Origin of the sequence: Streptomyces sp. NPDC101166, assembly GCF_044768125.1 — a bacterium.
Lineage (GTDB): Bacteria > Actinomycetota > Actinomycetes > Streptomycetales > Streptomycetaceae > Streptomyces.
In genome coordinates, this window is sequence record NZ_JBIWPF010000001.1 from 594358 (window position 1) to 614689 (window position 20332).

17 protein-coding genes and 1 pseudogene are annotated in these 20332 nt (G+C 72.0%); 4 read left to right on the top strand and 14 right to left on the bottom strand.

The genetic code is table 11. The annotated features are described in order from the left end of the window. Nucleotides 1-52: 52 nt before the first annotated feature. The 5 genes from ACIRS4_RS02555 to ACIRS4_RS02575 form a co-directional block, all read right to left on the bottom strand. Nucleotides 53-997 (bottom strand): carbohydrate ABC transporter permease, encoded by a 945-nt coding sequence (locus tag ACIRS4_RS02555; RefSeq protein WP_404188834.1) that lies wholly within the window; start codon nt 995-997, stop codon nt 53-55. Further along, nucleotides 994-1932, bottom strand: coding sequence for a carbohydrate ABC transporter permease (locus ACIRS4_RS02560; protein ID WP_404189771.1), 939 nt, complete (start codon nt 1930-1932; stop codon nt 994-996). Before ACIRS4_RS02560 ends, ACIRS4_RS02555 begins: the two co-directional genes overlap by 4 nt. Nucleotides 1933-2016: 84 nt before the next feature. Beyond that, complete coding sequence (locus ACIRS4_RS02565) at nt 2017-3402, bottom strand: ABC transporter substrate-binding protein (protein ID WP_404188837.1); 1386 nt, start codon at nt 3400-3402, stop codon at nt 2017-2019. Nucleotides 3403-3758: 356 nt separating this feature from the next. Further along, nucleotides 3759-4892: a LacI family DNA-binding transcriptional regulator gene (locus ACIRS4_RS02570; protein ID WP_404188839.1), complete on the bottom strand. Its 1134-nt coding sequence runs from the start codon at nt 4890-4892 to the stop codon at nt 3759-3761. A 200-nt stretch (nt 4893-5092) separates the two neighbouring features. Then, complete coding sequence (locus ACIRS4_RS02575) at nt 5093-6199, bottom strand: HoxN/HupN/NixA family nickel/cobalt transporter (protein WP_404188841.1); 1107 nt, start codon at nt 6197-6199, stop codon at nt 5093-5095. 191 nt (nt 6200-6390) lie between these two features. Between ACIRS4_RS02575 and ACIRS4_RS02580 the strand changes: the two genes are divergently transcribed. Further along, complete coding sequence (locus ACIRS4_RS02580; RefSeq protein WP_404188844.1) at nt 6391-6954, top strand: GNAT family N-acetyltransferase; 564 nt, start codon at nt 6391-6393, stop codon at nt 6952-6954. 149 nt (nt 6955-7103) lie between these two features. Beyond that, on the top strand, nt 7104-7796 hold the full coding sequence (locus tag ACIRS4_RS02585) for an ABC transporter ATP-binding protein (protein ID WP_404188847.1): 693 nt from the start codon (nt 7104-7106) through the stop codon (nt 7794-7796). A gap of 15 nt (nt 7797-7811) precedes the next feature. Here the strand turns inward: ACIRS4_RS02585 and ACIRS4_RS02590 are convergent, their stop codons facing one another. The 4 genes from ACIRS4_RS02590 to ACIRS4_RS02605 form a co-directional block, all read right to left on the bottom strand. Then, entirely contained in the window at nt 7812-8780 is a 969-nt protein-coding gene (locus ACIRS4_RS02590; protein ID WP_404188850.1) for an ATP-binding cassette domain-containing protein, read from the bottom strand. Between the two features lie 74 nt (nt 8781-8854). Beyond that, on the bottom strand, nt 8855-11629 hold the full coding sequence (locus ACIRS4_RS02595; RefSeq protein WP_404188853.1) for an ABC transporter permease: 2775 nt from the start codon (nt 11627-11629) through the stop codon (nt 8855-8857). After that, nucleotides 11626-14808 (bottom strand): FtsX-like permease family protein, encoded by a 3183-nt coding sequence (locus ACIRS4_RS02600; protein WP_404188857.1) that lies wholly within the window; start codon nt 14806-14808, stop codon nt 11626-11628. Before ACIRS4_RS02600 ends, ACIRS4_RS02595 begins: the two co-directional genes overlap by 4 nt. Before the next feature lie 272 nt (nt 14809-15080). Next, nucleotides 15081-15548, bottom strand: a complete 468-nt coding sequence (locus ACIRS4_RS02605) for a winged helix-turn-helix transcriptional regulator (RefSeq protein WP_404188860.1) — start codon at nt 15546-15548, stop codon at nt 15081-15083. Nucleotides 15549-15638: 90 nt separating this feature from the next. On the opposite strand from ACIRS4_RS02605, the gene ACIRS4_RS02610 reads away from it, so the two are divergent. Further along, a complete protein-coding gene (locus ACIRS4_RS02610; protein ID WP_404188863.1) occupies nt 15639-16133 on the top strand; it encodes a PaaI family thioesterase in 495 nt (164 codons plus the stop codon). 187 nt (nt 16134-16320) lie between these two features. On the opposite strand, the gene ACIRS4_RS02615 is transcribed toward ACIRS4_RS02610, so the two are convergent. The 3 genes from ACIRS4_RS02615 to ACIRS4_RS02625 all read right to left on the bottom strand — a co-directional run bounded on the left by ACIRS4_RS02615 (nt 16321) and on the right by ACIRS4_RS02625 (nt 18468). Further along, a complete protein-coding gene (locus ACIRS4_RS02615) occupies nt 16321-17058 on the bottom strand; it encodes an ATP-grasp domain-containing protein (RefSeq protein ID WP_404189773.1) in 738 nt (245 codons plus the stop codon). A 310-nt stretch (nt 17059-17368) separates the two neighbouring features. Further along, nucleotides 17369-17728 carry a hypothetical protein gene (locus tag ACIRS4_RS02620; RefSeq protein ID WP_404188866.1) on the bottom strand — a complete coding sequence of 120 codons (360 nt, stop codon included), beginning with the start codon at nt 17726-17728 and terminating at the stop codon, nt 17369-17371. 278 nt (nt 17729-18006) lie between these two features. Further along, on the bottom strand, nt 18007-18468 hold the full coding sequence (locus ACIRS4_RS02625) for a hypothetical protein (RefSeq protein ID WP_404188869.1): 462 nt from the start codon (nt 18466-18468) through the stop codon (nt 18007-18009). A gap of 29 nt (nt 18469-18497) precedes the next feature. Here ACIRS4_RS02625 and ACIRS4_RS02630 point away from each other — a divergent pair. Further along, a pseudogene (locus tag ACIRS4_RS02630) lies at nt 18498-18638 on the top strand (IS5/IS1182 family transposase); the annotation flags it as partial. 76 nt (nt 18639-18714) lie between these two features. Here the strand turns inward: ACIRS4_RS02630 and ACIRS4_RS02635 are convergent. Then, nucleotides 18715-19125 carry a MerR family transcriptional regulator gene (locus tag ACIRS4_RS02635; protein WP_404188872.1) on the bottom strand — a complete coding sequence of 137 codons (411 nt, stop codon included), beginning with the start codon at nt 19123-19125 and terminating at the stop codon, nt 18715-18717. A gap of 49 nt (nt 19126-19174) precedes the next feature. Beyond that, nucleotides 19175-20224 carry an NADP-dependent oxidoreductase gene (locus tag ACIRS4_RS02640; RefSeq protein ID WP_404188874.1) on the bottom strand — a complete coding sequence of 350 codons (1050 nt, stop codon included), beginning with the start codon at nt 20222-20224 and terminating at the stop codon, nt 19175-19177. Nucleotides 20225-20332: the final 108 nt, after the last annotated feature.

The following is a 20332-nucleotide window of genomic DNA, read 5'->3' on the forward strand; positions in this document are numbered from 1 at the left end:
AGAAGTCGATGGGGGGTGGGTCTGGGCGTCGGCGCTGTCGTCGGCGTGGGCGCTACTGCTTGACGCCGCCGGCCGCCAGACCGCTCTGCCAGTACCGCTGCAGGAGCAGGAAGGCGACGACGAGCGGGATCACGGAGATGAGCGAGCCGGTCACCACGAGCGCGAGCATGTTGCTGTTCGCGCCGGCCCCGCCGCCGAAGGCCTGGGACGCCCAGGAGGAGAGTCCGACCGTGACGGGGTACAGCTTCGGGTCGTTGAGCATGATCAGCGGCAGGAAGTAGTTGTTCCAGGTCGCCACAAGCGTGAAGAGCACGACCGTCACCAGCCCCGGCGCCAGCAGCCGCAGCGCGATGGTGCAGAAGATGCGCAGCTCGCCGGCGCCGTCGATGCGCGCGGCCTCCAGGAGGCTGTCGGGGACGGCGTCCGCGGCGTAGATGCGCATCAGGTAGAGGCCGAACGGGCTGACCAGCGAGGGCAGGACGACGGCCCAGGGGGTGTTGACCAGGTCCACCTTCGCGAACAGCAGGTAGGTGGGGATGGCCAGGGCGGTGGTCGGGATCATGATGGCGCCGAGGACCAGTGCGAAGGCGGCGTTGTTGCCCCGAAAGCGGTACTTGGCGAAGCCGTAGCCGGCGGCGGCCGCCAGGAGCGCGGCTCCCAGGGCGCTGCCGACGGAGTACAGGACCGTGTTGAGCAGCCAGTGCAGGAAGACCCCGTCGTCGTGCGTGGCGGTCTCGCGGATGTTCTCCAGCAGTTGAGGCGCCTGCGAGAACCACAGGCCGAAGCTGGTGAACAGGTCCTGGGTGCTCTTCGTCGCGGAGACGGCGAGCCAGAACAGCGGCAGCAGGAAGTACGCGAGGACGGCCAGCATGACGATGGTCAGCGGGGTGCTGCGGCGCCCGGTGGCGCCCCGCCGCCGGCGGGGGGTCCGCGGTGCGCCGGCCGGGGCGGCGGGCGGGGCGGGGCGGGAGGTGGACGGGGGCGTCGTGGTCGTCACGAGGTCCTCCTGCGGTTCGCGATGAACAGGACGGCGTAGGAGAAGACCACGATGACCAGGCCGAGGAAGAAGGACACCGCGGCCGAGTAGTTGACCTGCTGACCGGTGAAGGCCAGGGAGTACGCGTACAGGTTCGCGGTGTAGGCGTTGTCGATGACGTCGGGCGCGAGGGGCTGGAGCAGCTTGGGCTCGTTGAACAGCTGGAAGCTGCCGATGACGGAGAACAGCAGGGTCAGCCCCAGGGCGGGGCGCAGCGCGGGGAGCTTGATGGACCAGGCGATCCGCCAGGCGCCGGCGCCGTCCATCGCGGCGGCCTCATAGAGCTCCTGGGGGACGGTGCGCAGGGCCGCGTACAGGATGATCATGTTGTAGCCGACGAACTCCCAGGTGACGACGTTCGCCAGGCTTCCGAGCATCCATCCCTCGCTGAGGAAGCGCGGGACGGGCAGTCCGAGCTTCTCGCTCAGCTGGGCGAACGGCCCGAAGTCCGGCCCGTACAGGTACCCCCACATGAGGGTGGCAACGACGCTCGGGACGGCGTAGGGGACGAAGATGCCGAGGCGGATGACGCGGGCGAGCCGCAGCAGTCCGCTGTCCAGGGCGAGCGCGAAGACCAGGGCCAGCACGAGCATGAGCGGGACCTGGATCAGGAAGAAGGCGCCGACCCGCAGGACCCCTTCCCGCAGCAGCGGGTCCTTCAGGGCGGTCAGGTAGTTGTCCAGGCCGACGAAGGCGGTTCCGCCGATGAGCCTCTCCTGGAAGAGGCTGAGGTAGGCGGCGTAGCCGAGCGGGGCGAGGAACATCAGCAGGAACAGCACCATGAACGGTGCGACGAACAGCGGGCCTGCCGCGCCTTGGCGCAGGCCACCGAGGCGGCGGCGCTTCGGCCCCGCTCGGCGCGGCTCCTCGGTGGAGGCCACGGTCGTGGCAGTCATCATCGGGCCTTTCTCGGTGGAAGGACTGGCCGGGGGCGGGTCCCGTGCCCGCGGGGGAGGCGTCGGCACGGGACCCGCCGGACCTCACTTGACGGTGAAGCCCTGGGCCTTGGCGTAGGTGGTCAGGCGCGTCTGCCAGGCGTCGAGCGCGGCGACCGCGTCCTTCTTCCTGGTGAGGGCCGTGCCCACGGTCTCGGTCCAGTCGGTGACGGCCTGGTCCAGGAACGGCGGCCACTGGAAGTCGGGGCTGACCGTCTTGCCGATCTCGGCGAACACCTGGTTGACCTTCTGTCCGCCGTAGAAGGAGGGCGCGTCGGCGGTGAACGCCGGGTCAGCGAGGAGCTGCTTGGTCGCCGGGAAGAAGGACTGCTTGGTGTTGAACAGCTTCGCGCTGGCCGGGTCGCTGTTGAGGAACTGCGCGAACATCGCGGCCGCGATCGGGTTCTTGGTCTGCTTGATGACGGCGCTGGTGGAGCCGCCCCAGTTGCCCGAGCTGGGCTTGGAGGCGTCCCACTGCGGCAGGGGGGCCGCGCGCCACTTGCCCGCGGTGGACTTGGCCGAGCCGGAGAGGAAGACCGGTCCCCAGGCGGCGGTGATCCAGGTGGCGTACTTGCCCTTGTTGAGGGCGGAGAACCAGGCGTCGGTGAAGTCGGGCTCGACGCCGATCACGCCTTCCTGGGCCAGTCCGCCCCAGTAGCCGGCGAGCTTCTTGGAGATCGCGTCGTCGACGTCGATGGAGACGTTGCCCTTGCCTGACGTCGTGTAGGGCTTGGCGCCCGCCTGCCAGAGCAGGCCGTGCCAGGCGGCCGCCTCGTTGCCGGCCAGGTTGGTCAGGTAGACCTCCGGGTCGGCCTTGTGCAGCTTGCGCGCCGCGGCGGCGAAGTCGTCCCAGGTCTTCGGGGGCTCGATGCCGTGCTTGTCGAAGATGTCCGCCCGGTACAGCATGCCCATGGGGCCGGTGTCCTGCGGGATCGCCCAGATCTCGCCCTTGGGGCCGCTGACCTGTCCCCACGTCCAGTCGACGAAGGTGTCCTTCAGCTTGTCCGCGCCGTAGGGGGCCAGGTCCAGCAGGCTGTCCGTGATCGTGAACGTGGGGATGGCCTGGTACTCCATCTGCGCCACGTCCGGGGCGCCGCTGCCGGCCTTGATCGCCGTGCGCACCTTCGTGTAGTGCTGCACGCCCTGGCCGGCGTTGACGACCTTGACCTTGACGGCCGGGTACTTCTTCTCGAAGAGCGCGATCTCCTGGTCGATGTCCGGGACCCAGGTCCAGAACGTCAGCTCGGTCGGCGTCTTCATCGCCTTGTCGATGTCGGCCTGGCTGACCGGCTTGGAGGACGAGGCGGTCGATTCGCCGCCACCGCCGCCGCAGGCGGTCAGTGCGGCGCCCAGCGAGACCGCTCCGGCGGCGGTGAGGAGGAGCCGGCGGCTCATCTGGGACTGGCTGGGGGTGGCGTCGGGTCGGTGCATGGGAACTCCCGCCGATGGCTGAGGAACGGCACGCCGGGCATGGGCGTGCGCGGAGAGGGTGATGACACGAGAAAGCTCGGACGTGACGGGCCGGCACGCGGAGGCCGGCGTGGCTCGGGTGCACGTCTTCGCGGACGCCGTCCGACGGGAGGTCCGACTGCTGCGGAGGGGAGGCCCGTGGACGGAGGGGCGCGGGTGGAGCGGAGAACCGCTGTGGTGCGGCGGTCGGCTCCCGGGGTCCGCACCGTGTGAGGACGCGGTCGGGACCGAGGGGCGGGTTCAGAGACCGGTGGGGCGGCTCGCCTCACGACTCCCGCCCGGGTGACGGGGCCGGCTCTCGGATCTGTCGGTGCTGATCAGCCGTACGTCGACGCACCTCCGTCCAGCGGCGGGCCGGACCGGCCCCCGGTCGGAGAAGGGGCGAGGGACCGGCCGCGGCCCGGGGTCTTCCGGGCCGGCGGGGGCGCGGTGGAGGCGCGTACCACCAGGTCGACCGGTGGTTCACCGGCCGGCAAGGGGGGCGCGTCCGGGTTCTCGATGGAGTGCACGAGGCGTTTGATCCCCTCTTGCGCCACGGTGTCGAAGGGCTGACGCATCGTGGTGAGCGGAGGGGTCACATAGGCGGCGACGGGGATGTCGTCGAAGCCCACGACGCTGACGTCCTCGGGCACGCGTCGGCCGGCTTCCGTCAGCGCGCGGATGAGCCCGATCGCCATGTCGTCGTTGGCGGCGAACACCGCGGTCATGTCGCCGTCGGCGGCCAGTTCACGGCCCGCCCTGTAGCCGGTCGAGGCGGACCAGTCGCCCTCGACGACGTCGGGTGTCCGACGGCCGTGCGCGGCCAGAGTCGCCCGCCAGCCCTCCAGCCGGTCCCGGGCGGCGTACCACCGCTGCGGACCGGCGAGGTGGTGGACGGTCTCATGCCCCAGTTCCAGCAGGTGCTCGGTCGCGGCGCGCGCCATCAGGTCGGCGCCGACGCCCGCGGCCAGCGTCCTGGACGTGGCCAGGGCCGGCGAACCGAGGACGAGCACGGGCACGTCGCCGCGGGCGGTGACGTTCTCGCCGTGTCCGTCGTCGATCGGCTCGGAGATGACGATGCCGTCCACGCCCTGCTCGAGAAGCGAGTCGACGGCGCCGGCGACGCCCGTCGGGTCGCCTTCCAGGGTGTTGACCACGCGGAGGGCGTACCCGGTGTCCCGCACCGCTCGTTCGACGCCCATGATCAGGGAGGCGGGCCCGTACAGGGCGGTTCCCAGCGTCACCACGCCGATGGAGCGGGTGCGTCCGGAGGCCAGGGCGCGGGCCGCGTTGTTCAGGCGGTAGCCGAGTTCCTCGCCGGCCTCCAGGACGCGCCGGCGGACCTCGGCGGACACGTACGGCTCGTCGTTGTAGACCCGGGACACCGTCTTCTGGGAGACGCCCGCCAACCGGGCCACGTCCACGCTCCGGGGTGCGCCGGAGCCGCTGCCCCGTCCTGCGCCTCGTGTCATGGTGACTCCAGTTGATCGTGACCCGCCGGTGGAGGTCTGGCTTCCGCCTGACTGCGGTGACATGTCTACGCAGTCAGAGGGCGGCCGTCAAGCGCCTGGAACACATTCGTGACCTGGCGCGAAAGCCTTGACGTGAAGCCTCTGACTGCGTAGACAGAATGCAGTCGGAGGCGACCTTCGGGTGGGGGCGGACCGCGCGCTCAGCCGCGTTCGGCGGGGGCGGGCCGCGTCACGTCCGCCGTCCACTTCTCCTCGATACGGCCGACCTTCCACACCAGCAGGGCCAGCGCCCAGGTGGCGAAGAACAGGCCGACGACGACGTACCCGACGACGTTGAGGTCCAGACCCGAGACCCGGTCCCAGAAGGGCCCGTGCAGGTCGGCCTTCTCGGCGACCAGGCCGAGCAGCTCGACCGTGCCGACGATGAGGGCCACGGCCACGGACAGGCCGGTGATGGTCAGGTTGTAGTAGACCTTGCGCACGGGCTTGGAGAACGCCCAGCCGTAGGCGAAGTTCATGAACGAGCCGTCGACGGTGTCCAGCAGGGACATGCCCGCGGCGAAGAGGACCGGCAGACAGAGGATCGCGTACCAGGGCAGACCGGAGGCGGCGCCCGAGCCCGCCAGGACGAGCAGCGCGACCTCCGTCGCCGTGTCGAAGCCGAGGCCGAAGAGGAGGCCCAGGGGGTACATCTGCCACGGCTGGGTGATCGACTTCATCAGATGTCCGAGGAGGCGGTTCATGAAGCCGCGCTTGTCGAGCTGCTCCTCCAGGGCGGCCTCGTCGAAGCGGCCGGAGCGCATCTCGCGGAAGACCTTCCAGATGCCCGCCATGATCACGAGGTTGATGACGGCGATGACGTAGAGGAAGACACCGGAGACCGTCGTTCCGATCCAGCCGGTCACGCTGTGCAGCGCGGAGCCGTCGTGCCCGACCGGTCCTGCCAGCGCCTTCACTCCGAGGGAGAGCAGGAAGGCCAGGGCGAAGACGATGCTGGAGTGCCCCAGGGAGAACCAGAAGCCGACGGACAGGGGACGTCGGCCGTCGTGCATGAGCTTGCGGGTGGTGTTGTCGATGGCGGCGATGTGGTCGGCGTCGAAGGCGTGCCGCATGCCGAGGGTGTAGGCGGTGACGCCGACGCCGACGCCGAAGGTCTTCGCGCCGAGGCTGTAGTGCTCGGGGGCGACGATCACGACCAGGACGAACCAGCCGATGACGTGCAGCGCGAGGATGAAGGCGGCCATTGCGCCCAGACTCAGCCACTCCTTGCGGGTCATCGAGGTGCGGGTCCTGGGAGCGGCGGTCATGGGGGCGGGCCTCACTGCTCGGCGAACGGCCGTCTTCAGCCGCGCGTCCAGCCTTCTGCGTGATGCTTGCAGGTACAAGCTGGGCGCGGTAAAGGCCGGTCCAGGTTTCGGTCAGCTCCGTGAGTTTCGGTCAGCTCTGTGAGTTCGGTCAGCTCTGTGAGCAGGGCCCTGAACTGGCTATGCTGCCGGGCATGACCAGCGGTGCGACGACTGAACCCGCCCTTGTCGACGCCATGGAGCCGGCAGGGGATCCGGAACTGCAGGCCCGGTTCGCGCAGTCGGCCCACCGGATCCTGGCGGATCTGGTCCAGGGAGGCGCCGCGCTGGGCTGGGTCGAACCGCCCTCGCGGGACGAGGTGGCGGAACTCCTCGGCCACGTCCTCTCGGCGGCGCGGGCCGGGGATGCGGCCCTGCGTGCCGCCTACCTCGACCGTCGGCTCGTCGGGCTGGGCTACTGGCTTCGCCACGCCCGGCCGACTCATCGGCCGCACGCCGATCTGGAGAAGATCGCGGTGGCCCCCGCCGCCCAGGGCCGTGGCGTCGGCCGGGCGCTGACCGCCGCCCTGGTCGCCGACGCCCGCGCGGCGGGCATCGAGGTCCTCACCCTCGACGCCCGCGGCGACAACGCCGGCGCCCTGCACCTCTACCGGTCCCTGGGCTTCGCCGAATACGGCCGCCTGCCCGACTTCGTCGCCGTCGGCGAACGCCGTTACGACAAGGTGTTCTGCATGCTGGACTTCCGCCGGCAGGACTGACGGTCGGCTCCGCGGGCAGGTCGTGCCCGCGCGACGCCGGGCCGACCGTGCCGTTCGGCGCCTTCACCGCAACGCCTTCTGCTTTACCGGCCGTTGCGGCGGGTGCGATACTTGCGCGCTGCTGGATCAGCGGAGCTTACGGGGGCGTGATGAGCCAGGCGGTGACCGCAGCCATGCTGCGGGTGGCGGATGTGCACAAGTCGTACGGGCGGGGCGCAGGCGCCGTTCATGCCCTGCGTGGCGTGTCCTTCGAGGTCCCTCGGGGTGAACTCGTCGCCCTCAAGGGCCGCTCGGGCTCGGGCAAGACCACTTTGCTCAACATCGTCGGCGGTCTGGACGAGCCGGACAGCGGACGCGTCACCATCGACGGGCTGCACCTTCGGGACCAGGGTGAGGACGCCCTTCTCGCGCTACGCCGGGAGCGCATCGGCTTCGTCTTCCAGTCGTTCGGGCTCCTCCCCATCCTCACGGCGGCCGAGAACGTGGGCGTGCCACTGCGGTTGCGCAGGGCGGACCCGCGCGAGCGGCGGGAGCGCGTCGAACTGCTGCTCTCCCTCGTGGGGCTCGCGGACCACGCGGCGCAGCGCCCGGGCGAGTTGTCGGGCGGGCAGCGCCAGCGCGTCGCCATCGCCCGCGCGCTGGCCAACAGTCCCTCGATCCTCATCGCCGATGAGCCGACCGGCCAGTTGGATGCGGAATCCGGCCACTCCGTGATGGAACTGCTCCGCGCGGTCGTCCACAGCGAACAGATCACGGCTCTCGTGGCCACCCACGACACGACACTCCTCGACCTCGCCGATCGTGTGCTGGAGCTGAAGGACGGCGAGATCACCGAGTCCTGAGGCCGGTCGTAGGGATCACTCCCCCGACGCGCTCTCGCGCGGTTCGTCCGGGCGGACGGCGATGTGGTCGGGTTCCAGCTCCAGGGCGACACGGTCGCGCATCCCCAGGGCGCGGGTGTACTCGGCGGGGAGCTGGAGGCGGCCCGCCCGGTCGAGCATGGCGTATTCGCGGGCGACCACGTTCTCCTGGCCGGTGGCGGAGTCGACTTCGCTGTGACGCAGGACTTCCGTCGCCGTGCGGCCGTCCCGGATGGCGACCGTACGGCGGACCTCTCCGGCGACGGACTGGTCATGGGTGACGATGACGACGGTGGTCCCCAACTCCTCGTTGACGGTGCGGAACGCGGCGAAGACCTGTTCGGCGGTGTGGGAGTCGAGTTCGCCGGTGGGCTCGTCGGCGAGCAGGACCGCGGGATCGTTGGCGAGGGCGACGGCGAGGGCGACACGCTGCTGCTGGCCGCCGGACATCTGGTGCGGCCGGCGGTCACGGCATTCTGCGACCTCCAGCAGGCCGAGGAGTTCCATGGCGCGGTCGGCCCGGGCGCGACGCCGGCCGCCGGCGCGAGCCAACTGCAGGGGCAGGGCGACGTTCTGCGCGGCGGTGAGATAGGGCAGCAGATTGCGGGAGGTCTGCTGCCGGACGAAGCCGACGGTCTTGCGACGGTAGGCGAGCCGTTCCTTGGAGGACATGGTGACCAGGTCGTGGTCGGCGACGCGGGCCGCGCCGGCCGTGGGCTTGTCCAGTCCGGCCATGATGTTCATGAGGGTGGACTTGCCGCTGCCGGACGCGCCGACCAGGGCCATGAGTTCTCCCTTGCGGACGAGGAGATCGAGGCCTTGCAGTGCCTGGACCTCCACGCCGTCGGCGGTGAAGATCCGCACCAGCCGGTCGCAGGTGATCAGGGCGTCATGACCGTACGCGGCGGCGTCCCGCGCGGCGAGAGCGCGGTCGGCGAGCTCGTGGAAGGTCGGGCTGCTGGTCATCGGCTGCTCCTGGGCGGTCGGAGGGGCACGGACCGGTGCCCTCGGGGGCTCGGTCTCAAGGTCGCGCTCACTGTCTACTCGTCACCCAGCCTCAGTTCGCGCACCGAGCCACGACGGCCGGACCACCAGGCCTGGCCGGCGGGCGCGCCGACGGCCAGCAGCAGCACGGCGAGCGCCGGAACCGCCAGCGAGAGCGGATCGGTGCGCAGCACGGCCCCTTCGAGCGCGGACGGGGACGCCAGGGCGATGGTCGCGAGGTCGACTCCGGGCGACAGCAGCTGAATGCCGGCCCAGCCGGTCAGCATGCCGCCGGTCGCGGCCAGGAACGCCTGTGGAAGGGACGTGAGGATCAGCAGCCGGCGGCCCTGGGACCGGGTCATGCCCATCGTGCGCAGCCGGGCGAGCAGGGCGCCTCGTTCGGGCGCGGTGCGCAGCACGGTCAGCACGAGCGCGAGGAGCGCGTATCCCGCGCCCGCGGCGACCGCGACGCCGTAAAGGCGTTCCGCGCCGGACTGCAGCGGTGAGTCGACGTGCCGCATGCGTTCCTCGGTGCGCAGGAAGACACCTGCCGTCGTGCCCTGCGCCGCCGAGCGCAGCGCCCGGCCGTCCAGGGCGTCACCGGTGAGCAGCAGGGTCGTCGTACGCGCCGCGTCGCGGGGAAGGCCGGCGCGGTCCACGACCAGGAAGTCGTCGCCGAACACGGCGGGCGTGCGGTCCCGGACCGCGACGATCCGGACGGTGACGGAGGCGCCGTCCGGGAGCTGGACGGAGTAGGGGCCGGTGCCGTACTGGTCGGCCACGCGAGGCGAGGCCAGCGCGGGCAGGGGCCGGTCGGCGCCGCCCGTCGTGCCGGCGTCCCGCTGCCGCAGGCTCGCCGCGTCGAACGGCCCCAGTCCCATGCGGCGCGCCAGCCGCGCGTAGGCGTCGGGGTCGACACCGGCCAGCGGTACCGACCGGCTGCTCTGCTGTGGCGTCGCGTCGTCGATGACGCCGGCTTCCGTCATGTCCCTTACGCCGGGCAGCCCGCGTACGCGGCCGGGGAGGGCTCCGGGGAGTCCACCGGTGACGCTCTCGATGCGGCCGTCGGCGCCGACGTAGCGGAGTGCGGCCTGGTCGCGGGCCTCCGTGACCCCGGCCAGGACCGAGCCGCCGAACGCGGCCGTGGTCAAGGCGCTGAGCAGAGCGAGCAGGGGCAGCACGGCGAAGCCGGGGGCGCGGGCCGCCTGGGCGAGTGCCAGCGGAACCACCAGGCCTCGCATGCGACCGGTCGCCCTGCTCAGCGCACGCAGCGGCAGGGGGTGGAGGCGTGCCAGCAGCAGAGCCGCGACCACGCCCGTCAGCAGCGGCGCGGCGGCCACCAGGGCGGTGCTCCCGGATCCCTGTCGGCGCAGTACGGCGATGGCCGCCGCCGCGATGACCACGGCGGTCAGTTCCGCCACCGTCCGGCGCCGCGGCGGCCGGGCGGCGGCGAGGTCCTCCCGCTCGTCCTGCAGCCGTACCGTGCGGTGGGCGACCACGGCGCGCAGGGGGAGCGCGCCGCAGGCGAGCAGGGTGACGGCGACGGCGGCAGCGAGGGCGGGGGCGGTGCGGGCGCCGGGCAGGAGGAGCACCGCGGCCGTCAGTCCGAGGGCGCCGGCCGGCACGGCCACCACCGCCGTCTCCGCCAGCAGCCGAACGGCCAGGCCGGGCAGTGAGGCGCCGCGGGCCCGCAGCAGGGCCAGTTCCGCCCGTCGGCGATCGGCCGCCACACCGCCGGCCATGACCAGGACGATCACCGCGAGGATGCCGGTCCCGACGGCGGCGAGGAGCAGCAGCGGGTCGATGCCCGAGCGCAGCCGGGCATGGTCCGCGAGGACCTCGTCGAGATTCGTCTGGGCTTCCAGGCTCTCGTCCAGGACGCCGCGCAGCCGCTGCACTCCCGGCCCCGACTCCAGAGCGGCCACGGCGGAGGCCAGGCGGTCGACGTCGTGGCCGCGCAGGGCGGTGACGTCGGGGGCCACGTTCCAGTACCGGTGCGGGCGGCCCGGGGTTCCCAGGAGGGCCGGGCCGGCGTCGGGGGCGAGGAGCAGGCCGCCGAGCCAGTAGACGTCCGTCGGCAGGAAGCCGGGCCGGCGGCTCAGCGCGGGGGTGCGCAGCACCGGCTGTGCCGACCAGTAGGCGTCCTCGGGGGCCTGCGGGACGACGATCCCGGTGACCCGGACGGTGAGCGGGCCGCGTTCCGTGCCCGCCATGTGGATCACCGAGCCCACCCGTATGCCGAGTCGGCGGGCGGTGTCCTCGGTGACGGCGGCCTCGAGCCGGTTGGTCAGCGCGGTCACCGGTGCGCCCGTGGTGCGCGGCAGCCGGCCCGCGCCGATGCGGACGTGGGAGGCCAGGTCCTGCTGGGCGGCGAGCACCAGTTCGGCGGGCAGCCCGGAGGGTCGGGGAAGCCAGGGGTCGGACGTCGTGAGGGCGACGGTGGTGCGCACGCCGTACGCCGACTGCGCGAGGTCGGGCACCAGCGGCTTCTGCGCGGCGGCGAGGACCTGGGCCCGCGCCGCGGTCAGCGGACCGACGCGCAGGGCGGCCTCCGTCTCCTCGAGCGTGTCCATCCAGCCGAGCGGGACCTGCACCTGCACGGTCGTCCGGTCGGGCAGGGCCTGCTCGACCGCCCGGCGCAGCCCCGCGTCCCCGTACCGGTCGACGGCACGCGGGTACGCGGCTGCCAGCGCCGCGGTCACGGCCACCAGGAGCGCGAGGGCCACGGACGTACCGGCGAAGGCTCTCAACCTGGTCCGCAGTCCGGCCCGTACGTGCTGCGACGCCGCCTTCTTCTCCCTGCCTCGAGAAGGCACTGGCTGTGCGGTCACTGCGTCACCTCGTCCCTGAGAGCCGTCGCGGGTTTCGCCCGTCGAAAGGCGAGGGCCGCCGTCACGAGGGCGGGGCCCGCCGCGAGGGCCGCGAGCAGCGCGGTCAGACGCGGGAGCGGGAGTTCGACCAGCACCGGTGGGAGCGGCCGGGTGGCCTGCCCCGTCAGGACGACGAGGGGGACCAGCGCGTGTGCCAGCACCGTGCCGAGGGCCGCGCCGACCAGCAGCGCCAGGACCACCAGCACGCCGTGTTCCACGGCGACCAGCCGGGCCAGCCGACGGCGTGATGTCCCCAGGGCGCGCAGCACGGCGAACTCGCCGTCCCGGGTGCGCATCGCCCCTGCCGCGCTCACCGCGAAGCCGAGCGCGGCGAAGAGCACCGTCACCGCCGCCGCGGCGATCAGCGCCGCTTCGGGGGCCGCGCCGAACGGGTCGTCGCGCAGCTCCGCCGCCATCTCGTCGCGCACCACCACCTGCTCCGGCTCGACGTCGGGCAGGGCGCGCGCGGCCGCCGCGGTGGCGGCGGGCGCGGACGTGCCCAGCCACCACTCGGTGGGCTCGAGGCCGGCGCCGTAGCGGGCCTGCAGGACGCGGTTGACGGCCCGGAGATCGACCAGCAGGGCTCCGCCGTCCTGCGCGGTGGCCTCGGTCGTGGGCAGGGCGCTCGCGGTGCGGACGATGCGCACGGGCACGGAACGGCCGTCGAACGTCACCTCCACGCGCTGTCCTTCGCGCGCGCCGGACGCGGTGAGGAACCGCTCGGTGGCGACGGCGACGAGCTCGGGCGCCGCGGGCTGGGCGACCTTGAGCCGGACCTCTGTCGGCAGGGCGAGCGCCGCGAGGTCGGGCAGCGAGTAGCCGGTGCTGTACGTGAAGGTGAGGGGCGCCGTCGACGCGAGGCGGGGGCGGGTGGGCATGGCGGCGTCTTCGGGTGCGGCGGCGGCCGGGTCGGCCTCGATCTCGGTCGTCCACCTCGCCGGCAAGCTCAACCGCCGTACGGCGCCGTCGGCCGCTGTCGCCGTGAGCGCGCCGAGGACCAGGCGGTGCCGGTGGGGACGGCTGGCCGGCTGCGCCATGCTCAGTTCGAGCCCGGTCAGCGCCAACGGGCCCCGGGCGCCGTTCAGATCGGGCGTCAGCGGATGTGGGCGGCCGTCGGCGGCGAGGCGGCCGGACGGCAACGCGTAGGACGCCCCGTGGCGGTCCCGCACGGTGAGCGTGACGTCCGCCTCCGCGCCCGCCCCGCTGCTGTGCAGGGCAGCGGTCAGGGTGAGCCGGGTGGTGCCCTCGGGTATCTCGACGCCTGCCGGTGCTCCGCGCGCGGCGAGGCCGGCGAGCAGCGGACCGTCCGTCAGGTCGCGCCGCGCCAGGCTCACCTGGGCGGCCTCCTTCGTGTTCAGGGCCACGACGGTCGCGGTGCGGCTGCCGGAGAGCGACACCGTGCCGCGGACCGCGGGAGCGACCGTGTCCACGTGCGGCAGGCCCGCGTAGACGTCCGTACGGCCCACACCGCCGCCCCCGGCGGTCAGGACGCGCACCTCGGAGCCCGCCCGGAAGTCGGCCTGGTCGGCCTGGGAACGGCGCCAGGACGCGTCCTGCCCGATCGCCACCACGCCGAGCGCCACGGAGATGACCAGGAGCAGCACCGGGCCCGCCCCCCGCATCGGCCTGCGGCTGAACTGCCAGCCGACCATGGCCGCGGTCAGTCCGGGGTCACGGGTCACCAGGCGCTCGCCGGCCCGCGCCAGCAAGGGCAGCAGCCGCAGCACGAGGACCGTCCCGGCGAGCAGCACCAGAGCGGGCGCCACCACCAGCAGCGGGTCGACGCCGAGGATCCCGTCGCGGTCGGCGGTGACCGCGCCGGAGTTCCGGCTGCCGAGCAGCCAGAGCGCGACACCGGCCACGGCGAGCAGCCCGACGTCCGCCCCGGCGCGCAGCGACGCGGGCAGCGCCCCCGCCCGCGCCGCGACGGTGTCCGCGAAGGACGTCCGCCACGCCGGGACGGCCACCGCCAGCGCGCACAGCGCGGCCACGCCCGCGGCGACCGCCCACACCTCGGGCCGGCCGCCGGCCGGCACGTCGACGCGCACCCCGGCCCGGCCCAGCGCACCCTGACCGGCCAGCAGCCGCGTCAACGGACCCGACAGCAGCGGCGCCACCAGCACCGCCGGCGCGGAGATCAGCAGGGCCTCCAGGGCGGCCAGGCCCGCCAGGCGTGCCCGAGTGGCGCCGCGCGCACGCAGCAGCCGGGTCTCGGTGGTGCGCTCGGAGTTGAGCAACCGTGCGACGAGCAGCAGGGCGCAGGCGGCGAGCAGTGCGAGCTGGGCGGCGACGATCAGCATGCTGGACCGCGTGACGAGCAGGGAGCGTTCGATGCGGTCCAGTACCGCGGGCAACGCGGTGTCCGCTTTGGTGGCGCTGCTGAGCGCGGGCCTCTTGCGCAGCTCGGCGCTCCCCGAGCGGGCGGCCTCGCGCAGCGCGCCGATCCGTTCCGCCGTCAGCGAGGAGTAGTCGGCCGATGCCAGCCAGCCGGACGCGCCGACGCTCACCCGGCCCGACGTCGGCACGCTCGCGGCGGTGAGCAGGGGGCCGTACGTCGTGAAGCTCGACGCCTGGACGCCGCGGCCGCCCAGGTCGTCCAACTGCCAGTAGGGCGCCCGGAGGTTCACCGGCCGGTACACGCCGGTGATCAGCACGCGCACCGCAGGGCCGCCCAGTTGGTCGGTGACGGTCAGCCGGGCGCCGGGCGTCACCCTGAGCCGCTGGGCGGCGCTCTGCGGCAGTGCGGCCTCGATGAGCCCGCCGGCCACCGCCTCAGCGGGGAGCCGCCCGGAGACGGTCCGCACCTGTGTGCGGTCCAGGGCAGCGAAGACGGTGAGGTCCGGGTTCTCGCTCCGCTCGGAGGCCGGCCGCAGCGCGAGCGGCAGGGCGTAGGGGCCGGACCGCAGCAGGGTGAGCACCCGCACGGGCAGTCCGGCGAAGATGGTGCGGGCCCCTGCCCGCACGGCGTCGTCCGCGGCCCGCCGCTCGCCGGCCGACACATTGGCCTTGACCACCAACGCGGCCTCGGCGGCGGTGCGTTGCTCGACGAGCGACCGCCGCAGCGCCGCGTCGCCTATCGCGCCCGAGTAGGCGGTGAGCGCGGCGAGCACGGACGTGGTCAGCAGCACGGTCAGCAACACTGCTCCGAGAAGAGCGCGATACACCCACGCTCGCAGCACGATGAACCGCAACACGCCCGCAGGCGCCACTCGTTCCCCCACCAGACCCCCCGTTTTCCAACCGCACGAACCGGAACGCGATGGGGCGTCGACGGCGTGCGACTGCAAGTGGGCATTGTAGGACCGACTTTGACGGTGTGAATGCCGTCTCCGCCCACTTGCGGACGCCGGACTGCGCCCACCGCGGGCCGAACCCCCGGGCGGCTTGGACGGGGAGAGCGGCCGTCGGTCTGTCAGTCGAGGAACCGCGCCGAAGGGCCGGGGCGGGTGCGGGCCTGCGGAGGGGTCAGCGGACCGTGGCCCTCCTCGCAGACGACCACCGCTCGCAGAGGTTCACCGCAGTCCGCGTGGTGAACCTCCAGGGGCGGGCCCTCGGAGTCGGCCGTGTACCGGTCGCCCCACTGCTTGAGGGCGATCATCGCGGGCCACAGGTCCCAGCCTTTGCGGGTGAGCCGGTACTCGTTGCGGGTACGGCTCCCCGGCTCGCGGTAGGCGACGGTCTCCAGGATCCCGGCGGCCACCAGCTTGCGCAGCCGGTCCGCCAGGACTGCCTCGGACAGCCCGACGTGCCGCCGGAAGTCGTCGAAACGCCGGACGCCGTTCATGGCGTCCCGAAGCAGCAGCAACGACCACTTCTCGCCGACCAGGTCCAGTGTCCGGTGCACCGTGCAGTTCTCAGTGCTCGTCTCCAGCCACGTCATGCGCCCATCCTAGGCTGACTTCACAATTGACAGCCAGATGACGGCCCGGCTAACTTCGCCGGAAGAAGCCAGCTGCGTCGGGGAGTGGGAATGGGCAGGTCACGTACGTTCGATTGGGAAGACCCAGCCATCTCCGCCGGCGCCGTGGGTGATCACAGCGGTCTCGAGTTCCTGCACGAGATCCTCGCCGGACGCCTGCCCGCCCCGCCCATCGCCGCCACCCTGGGTTTCACCCTGGAGGAGGCCGAGCACGGCCGGGCGGTCTTCGCACTGGAGCCGGGCGAGGAGCACTACAACCCGATCGGCAGCGTCCACGGCGGCGTCTACGCCACGCTCCTGGACTCGGCCGCGGGCTGCGCGGTGCAGTCCGTGCTGCCCCAGGGCATGGGCTACACCTCGATCGATCTCACCTTGAAGTTCCTGCGCCCGATCACAGTCGACACCGGCAAGGTCCGCGCCATCGGCACCGTCCTCAACAGCGGCCGCCGCACCGCCCTCGCCCAGGCGGAACTGCGCGACTGCGAGGACCGCCTGCTGGCCCACGCCACCAGCAGCTGCATGCTCTTCCCCGTACCGCCCCGCTGACCGACCCACGCGAGCCGCCGCGACAGCCGACTCATCGGGCCGGGTCGGTCGGGGGCCCCCAAGGTCCAGGGGCGTGTCCGCGAGGTCAGGGCAGCCGGAGTCGTGGGCAGGCGAGGGTGACCAGGGCCTATAAGTGACGCCGCCGGGCCGGGCCGGCCGCGGGGATGCCCGGTTCGCGCGGTGCGGATCAGTGCCGTTCGAACGCCAGGTCTCGCGCCCGTATGTGCTCGCGTGGGCCCGCCGCCCGCAGGACCACGTCCAGCACCCGTGCCGGGTCGGCCGCGTAGGCATGCGAGAACCACGCCATGTTGGCCTCCACCACGGCCCAGCGGTGGCCTGGGCGGTAGGGGTCCAGCAGTTGCCCGACGTCCACGACGACGGCGCTCGGCAGCGTGTGCCCGGCCGCGGCGGCCAGCCGGTCGGTGAACTCCGCGAGCTGCGCGGCGGTGGCCCGGTCCGCGCGGTCCCTACCGAGCGGGCGGGGGTCGAGCCGGCCGAACACCGCGTACCGGCTCGCTGTGGCGATTCGGCCGTCCAGCAGGAACAGCCGGTACTCGGCCGCGAAGGTCACCACGTCGGACAGCAGCACCGGCGTCGCCGGGTCCAGGGCGGAGGGCAGCCGGGAGCCGTCGGTGTGGACATCAGGCGGGAAGGACTTGTCGCGGGGCGGCTTGATGAACGTCGGCCGGTCGATCGCCCATGCGTCCGCGATGGTCCCCGCCCGCACCTGACGGCCGGTGAACTCTTCCGGCAACTCGGCGAGCCAGCCGTCCGCCGGCTCCAGCAACGCGAACCCGAGCGAGCCTGCCAGCCGCGCACCGGCGACCGGTCCGCCGTACCAGTACGCGGGGCCTGCCAGGCCGGGCTCCTCCGCCGCTCTGACCGACATTCCTCGGCCCGCTGCCTCGACGGCCAGCAGTTCCATCGTCGACGTCCGCCGCCCGGGCATGACCAGCACCGCGAGTCCCTCCTGCACTCCGCAAAACCGCTACGGTAGCCCCACCCACCGTGCCCACCACCGCAGCCGAGCGCTTCAGCGCCTTCTGCTGCCGGCCGCCCGTACTGCCAGTACCCGTACGGGCAGGCCGTTGCTGACGTTCGAGCAGATCGCCGTCGCGGCCTGGAGAACGGCCGGTCAGGCGGCAGGCCCCCGTTACCGGCCGTGGCGTCTGTTCCCTCACCCGACCCACCGCACCGCCTCTGCGAGATTCGCGACGGTGCCGGCGGCCGGCGACTCATTCCTCCAGCGACGACGGCCAGACATACCCGAAGGCTTCGGCGCACTCTCGATAGCCCGCGCAGACCACCGCGCCGTTCAGGGGGTGCGGGCGCCGGACGGCGGCGACGATCCGTTCGGCCTGGATCCTGGGGCTTTCCTCGGTCACCGCGAACCCGATCTTCAACTGGACGAACGGATCGGCGCTCTCACGCGGAACATGCAGGGAGACAAGGACCTGTCCAGGGTCCGAGTCCCACACGGAGACCCAGAACGCGTCACTGTTCCACGCGGCCAGGGGATTCGGCACGACCAGCAACTGCTGAGCCACCAGGTCGGCGACATCCCAGGCCGGCGAAGGCCGCGCTGCCAGAGCCACAGTGCTCCCCTGATTCGAACCTGTACCCCCGGCCTGGATCACACACGAGCCGTTGCCGCGAACGTGATCGCCCGCATCTTACCGACGCGGCGGCTGGTCACGCGGGCGAGTGCCCGAGCCGTCAAACCTCAACGTCAAGGACAACGACCTCGCACACAGGCAGAGATCGCCGACCTACTCGCGTCTCACTCAATCCAGGCCGCGCAGGCCGACACGAGCTGGTCGACCAACTCGGTCGCGACAGGTCACCCGCTGTGGCCTGGACGGGGTGGAGACGTCTACGCGTCAGCCCCGAGATCATCACGCATGGCCGCTCGTAACGCGCCCAGTGCAGTGTCATACCGGCTGCGGTGTTCCGCGTAGTCCCCGCTTTCGAGCATGAGTCCATCGGCGACAGCGTTCCGGAGCTCGCGGAGTGTGCGATAGACGTCTTCGGCCGGCTCTACGACTGTCTTGGGAGCGGAGATCGTCATCTGGTAGCGGAGGCCGGAGCATGGGTCGAAGGCATCCCAAGCTGCCTTCCTGCGTTCGACGTCGGACGCGTCCGCATCCCGGGCTAGGCGACTGAACACAAGTCTGGCCTGAGACAGATTGGCCAGGTAGGTGCCGTACAGGACTCGACGCGCCTCGGTCTGCTGATCGATTCGGTCGCGTCTCCAGCGCCGCCGGTCAAGGTATCCAGCGGAGACCGTGGCGATTGCACCGCCGACCAAGGTGCTGGCGAGGGTCATCCACTCCATCGTCAAACCTTATGGGGACTGTCGCCCAGCGGGTAGGTCGCCACTACGAACGCCGCATCGAGGTCCTCGACGCCTTCTTCGACCTTGCGGACCCGGTCATCACCGTTCGCAGCCTGGTGCCGCGGGCGTGGACGGCCTGTCGCCGGGACGAGCGCCCGCGCCGCCGTCCATGTGCGCGGAAGATGTGTGCGATCCCCTCGAATCACAGGTCTGCCGGGGCGGGCAGGGCGCACGCCCCGGCAGGAGCTACGCAACTCGCCTGGGTGAGGCGGCCCGCTGGTCCGCGGTATCACCGCGCGCCGCCAGCCAGGGCATCCGGTGGACGAGTGTGTCGCGCAGCCTGGTGAGGGCTGCGATCCGTTCCTCCAGTTCGGTCACCCGTTGCGCGCCGACGATGTAGCCGTCGGCGCATGACGGCGAGTACTCGAACACTTCAGGCAGATCGGTGTCGAGATAGCGCACGAAGGACTTCACATCCTCGACGGTGAACCCGGAGGCCAGTAGCTCGCGGACGTTGCGGACCCGGGTCACCGCGCCCGGCTTGTACACGCGATAGCCCGCGCCCGTCCGGTCGGACTCCAGCAGGCCCTGCTCCTCGTAGTAGCGCAGGGCCCGGGTCGTGGTCCCCGCCTGTGCGGCCAGTTCACCGATCAGCATTGTTCAGCCACCTCCGAGTCAGTTGTAAGGCCTCACCCATACGTCAAGGTCAACTCCCGAGCCGGACCACGGTCTTCCCGGTGTACACGCCGCGGACGAGATCGAGGAGCGCCTGGGGGGCGCTCGCCAGCCCCTCGATCACCGTCTCGTCGTAGACGATCGACCCTTCGCGCAGCCAGCTACGAAACTGCGCGCCGAATTCCGCAGCACGCTCCAGGTGGTCCCACAGGGTGAAGCCGCGGATGGTCAGGCGCTTGCCGAGGACGCTCAGCAGATCGCCGGGTCCCTCGTCGGGACGGGCTGTGCTCTGCCGGTTGAGGGCTCCGCAGACGGCGATGCGTCCATGCACCTTCATGACCTCGATCGCGGCCCGCAACTGCTCGCCCCCCACGTTGTCGAAATAGACGTCGATGCCGTCGGGAGCGGCTTCGCGCAGCCGGTCAAGGACGGGGCCGTCGTGGTAGTCGAACGCCGCGTCGAAACCGAGTTTCTCGGTCAGATGGACGACCTTGTCCCGCGAGCCGGCGCTGCCGATCACTCGGGCCGCTCCCTTGAGCCGGGCGATCTGACCGGCCATGCTCCCCGTCGCCCCCGCCGCGCTGGAGACGAAGACGGTGTCGCCGGGCCGCAGCTCCGCCGCGTTCATAAGCCCGACATAGGCGACCAGTCCGAAACCCAGGTGCATGGAAGGGGCTGGGTAGGCGTCTCGGTCGACGCGGCGGAACACCCCGGCCTGGGCCACGGCGTACTCCCGCCAGCCCAGCCGATGTACCACCAGGTCTCCTTCGTCCAGTGACGGATCCGCCGAGGCGATCACCTCACCGATGGCGTCCCCGTACATCACCGCACCGACCTCATAGCGAGGCATCGGCAGGCCGGACTCGCCCTCCATCAGCATGAGCATGCCCGGGTCGAGTGACATGAACGAGTTACGGACCAGCACCTGGCCCGGTGCCGGATCCGGGACGGCAACCTCGGCGATCTCGAAGCAGTCGAGAGTCGGGAGCCCCTCGGGCCGCGCGACGAGCCGGGCCTCCATGCCGGTACGAGGGATGCCGGGACGGACGGACGCCGGTGCGCTCTTCAAGGAGGAGTTCATGCCGACGACGCTAGGGATTGACCCATGCGTGAAGGTCAACCCGTCCTGCCCACGGCCGGTGTGAGCATCGACCCGAACCCGGACGAACCCTGGGTGCCTGCGCCAAGT

What these genes read in the sequence shown, in the direction of transcription:
- ACIRS4_RS02625 (WP_404188869.1), bottom strand. Translation starts at nt 18,468, where the DNA reads ATGGAGTGGATGACCCTCGCCAGCACCTTGGTCGGCGGTGCAATCGCC.
- ACIRS4_RS02565 (WP_404188837.1), bottom strand. Translation starts at nt 3,402, where the DNA reads ATGCACCGACCCGACGCCACCCCCAGCCAGTCCCAGATGAGCCGCCGG.
- ACIRS4_RS02635 (WP_404188872.1), bottom strand. Translation starts at nt 19,125, where the DNA reads ATGCTGATCGGTGAACTGGCCGCACAGGCGGGGACCACGACCCGGGCC.
- ACIRS4_RS02590 (WP_404188850.1), bottom strand. Translation starts at nt 8,780, where the DNA reads ATGACCAGCAGCCCGACCTTCCACGAGCTCGCCGACCGCGCTCTCGCC.
- ACIRS4_RS02560 (WP_404189771.1), bottom strand. Translation starts at nt 1,932, where the DNA reads ATGACTGCCACGACCGTGGCCTCCACCGAGGAGCCGCGCCGAGCGGGG.
- ACIRS4_RS02585 (WP_404188847.1), top strand. Translation starts at nt 7,104, where the DNA reads ATGAGCCAGGCGGTGACCGCAGCCATGCTGCGGGTGGCGGATGTGCAC.
- ACIRS4_RS02605 (WP_404188860.1), bottom strand. Translation starts at nt 15,548, where the DNA reads ATGACGTGGCTGGAGACGAGCACTGAGAACTGCACGGTGCACCGGACA.
- ACIRS4_RS02640 (WP_404188874.1), bottom strand. Translation starts at nt 20,224, where the DNA reads ATGAACTCCTCCTTGAAGAGCGCACCGGCGTCCGTCCGTCCCGGCATC.
- ACIRS4_RS02615 (WP_404189773.1), bottom strand. Translation starts at nt 17,058, where the DNA reads ATGGAACTGCTGGCCGTCGAGGCAGCGGGCCGAGGAATGTCGGTCAGA.
- ACIRS4_RS02580 (WP_404188844.1), top strand. Translation starts at nt 6,391, where the DNA reads ATGACCAGCGGTGCGACGACTGAACCCGCCCTTGTCGACGCCATGGAG.
- ACIRS4_RS02610 (WP_404188863.1), top strand. Translation starts at nt 15,639, where the DNA reads ATGGGCAGGTCACGTACGTTCGATTGGGAAGACCCAGCCATCTCCGCC.
- ACIRS4_RS02570 (WP_404188839.1), bottom strand. Translation starts at nt 4,892, where the DNA reads ATGACACGAGGCGCAGGACGGGGCAGCGGCTCCGGCGCACCCCGGAGC.
- ACIRS4_RS02575 (WP_404188841.1), bottom strand. Translation starts at nt 6,199, where the DNA reads ATGACCGCCGCTCCCAGGACCCGCACCTCGATGACCCGCAAGGAGTGG.